The organism is Amycolatopsis sp. NPDC059021 (assembly GCF_042739895.1).
Classification (GTDB): Bacteria; Actinomycetota; Actinomycetes; order Mycobacteriales; family Pseudonocardiaceae; genus Amycolatopsis.
Window position 1 is genome coordinate 1 of sequence record NZ_JBHYIQ010000213.1, and the last position, 2,150, is coordinate 2,150.

Sequence of the window (2,150 nt, forward strand, 5' to 3'; positions counted from 1 at the left end):
CTGAAGGCCACCTTGAGGGACTTGAACGCCCTGAAGGTGGCCTTCAGAGACCTTGCTTCGCGTAGTGCTCGGTCAGTGCCTCCACACGGTCCGCGGGCCATGGCTCCGGCTCGACGCCGAACGTCGCGGCGAACAGGGCGGCCATCCGCTCGTGCCACGCGGCGAGTTCGGTCGCGAGCGCCGGATGCCCCTCGGGCAGGGTTTGCGTCAGTTCGGCACGCACGCCGTCCAACTCGTCGCGGACGATTTCCCAGCGCACCGTCCCGGCCGGTTTTCCGTTGTGCAGCCAGGAGAATTCGAGAACGCGCGGTGCGTCGGCGATCGTCACTTCGCCGGGGGCGAGCCGCCCGTTGCCCGCCGACGCCGGCGCGGTGTCACCCGGCTTCAGCGACTCCGGGGCCAGCAGCGCCCAGACCTCTTCGACCGGCTTCCACACCAGATCACGCCGGAAGCGGATGACACCGTCGACGACCTCGCCCTCGCCGAGATGCCATTCCTCGACGTAGGCGGCCATCCGGTCGTGCCAGTTCGTCGGCTGCTCGGGGGTTTCGCCGCTGAGCCGCGCGTCGAGCGCGTCCAGGCAGGTGTCCCAGCCGGCGGCGTTGCGCCCGGCCGCGAGCCGCGCGATCGCGGATTCGCCGCGGCCGAAGGTGTGCGTGAACTCCAGCAGACAGCCGTCGCCGTCCGGGGTGAGCACCCACCGCAGCACGTCGGAATTCCAGCTGAAGGCGAACTCCTTGGGCGGGGCGACGGTCAGCACCTCGCCGTCGGTGCTCTCGTCCTGGCCCTCGAAGGTGAAGGTGATGACGCCGCCGGGCCGCAGGTCGCCGCTCACCGCGGCAGGGAACCAGTGGGCGAGTTCGGCCGGATCGGTGATGGTGTGCCACACCTTTTCCGGGCTGTGCGCGAGACGGCGTTCGAACCGCAGCACGGGACGCTCGTCGACGGTTTTCAGCTGCGTGCTTCCGGACACGGCCGCCTCCCTCGTGGTTACCTGTGCCGGTATATAACCACTGAGGAATATAGGCGTCAAGCGGAGCGGATGGCGGCCACCGCCGCGGCGAGTTCGGGGTCGCCCGCGGCCTTGGTGAGCGCGGTGCTCAGCACGGTGAGGTACGTCGGTTCGGCGTCCTCGTAGCGCTTGCGGCCTTCCTTGGTGATCACCGAGTAGACGCCGCGGCGGTCGTCCTCGCAGATATCGCGCACGGTCAGCTCGGCGTCCTCGAGCCGCGCCACCATGCGGCTGACCGAACTCTGGTTGAGGCCGATCGCCTCCGCGAGCTCCTGCATCCGCAGCCCGCTCTTCGGCGAATCGGCGAGCCTGCGGAGCGCGCGGTATTCGGACAGGCCGAGGCCGTGCTTCCGGTGCAGCGCCTTGGTCAGCTCCTGCTCGACCCGCGCGTGCAGGGCGAGAACCCGGTCCCATGCCTGGGCGTCGGCGATCATTCCGCCTCCTCGACTCTTGACGTCGAGTATATGCAGTGACAGTCTCTGTGTGTACATGCATATACTTTCCCGTCGAACGGAGTCCCGATGTCCGCACGGAGCTATCTCTTCCTGCTCGGCGCCGCCCGCGCGGGCGGGAACACCGAGATCCTGGCCCGCCGGGCCGCGAAGGAACTGCCGAAGGCCGACGAGCAGCGGTGGATCCGGCTTCCCGAGTTGCCGCTGGAGCCGTTCGAAGACCGGCGTCACGGGGTGGGCGAGCACGCCGTGCCCGAGGGCAATGAGCGAGAGCTCATGGACGCCACCTTCGCCGCGACCGATCTGGTGATCGCGTCGCCGGTCTACTGGTACAGCGTGTCCGCGAGCGTGAAGCTCTACCTCGACTACTGGTCCGGCTGGATGCGCCGGCCCGAAGCGGAGTTCAAGGCGCGGATGCGGGGCAAGACGTTGTGGGGCGTCACGGTGCTCAGCGAGGAGCGCGAGCAGGCGGACCCGTTCGTCGGCACGCTGCGCAAGACCGCGGACTACCTGTCGATGCACTGGGGTGGCGTGCTGATCGGCAACGGCAGCAGGCCGGGCGACATCCTGCTCGACGAGCGAACCCTCGGTGAGGCCGAGACCTTCTTCGCCTCCGCGAACCTCGTGCAGGCCTGACGTACGGAGCCGTGAAGGCCTCCTTCACAGCGCTCAGTGCTGTGAAGGAG

The 2,150-nt window shown here is 68.6% G+C and carries 3 protein-coding genes; 1 reads left to right on the forward strand and 2 read right to left on the reverse strand.

Translation table 11 applies throughout. The annotated features are described in order from the left end of the window. Positions 1-43: 43 nt before the first annotated feature. Together ACFWX1_RS48045 and ACFWX1_RS48050 are read right to left on the reverse strand one after the other, a co-directional pair. On the reverse strand, positions 44-973 hold the full coding sequence (locus ACFWX1_RS48045; RefSeq protein ID WP_378396624.1) for an SRPBCC family protein: 930 nt from the start codon (positions 971-973) through the stop codon (positions 44-46). A 56-nt stretch (positions 974-1,029) separates the two neighbouring features. After that, positions 1,030-1,446, reverse strand: coding sequence for a MarR family winged helix-turn-helix transcriptional regulator (locus ACFWX1_RS48050; protein WP_378396625.1), 417 nt, complete (start codon positions 1,444-1,446; stop codon positions 1,030-1,032). 87 nt (positions 1,447-1,533) lie between these two features. Between ACFWX1_RS48050 and ACFWX1_RS48055 the strand changes: the two genes are divergently transcribed. Then, positions 1,534-2,100 carry a flavodoxin family protein gene (locus tag ACFWX1_RS48055; protein WP_378396626.1) on the forward strand — a complete coding sequence of 189 codons (567 nt, stop codon included), beginning with the start codon at positions 1,534-1,536 and terminating at the stop codon, positions 2,098-2,100. The last annotated feature ends 50 nt before the right edge of the window (positions 2,101-2,150 follow it).

Bases quoted from the DNA above. Each gene is read 5' to 3' on its own strand.
- ACFWX1_RS48050 (WP_378396625.1), bottom strand. From the start codon at position 1,446: ATGATCGCCGACGCCCAGGCATGGGACCGGGTTCTCGCCCTGCACGCG.
- ACFWX1_RS48055 (WP_378396626.1), top strand. From the start codon at position 1,534: ATGTCCGCACGGAGCTATCTCTTCCTGCTCGGCGCCGCCCGCGCGGGC.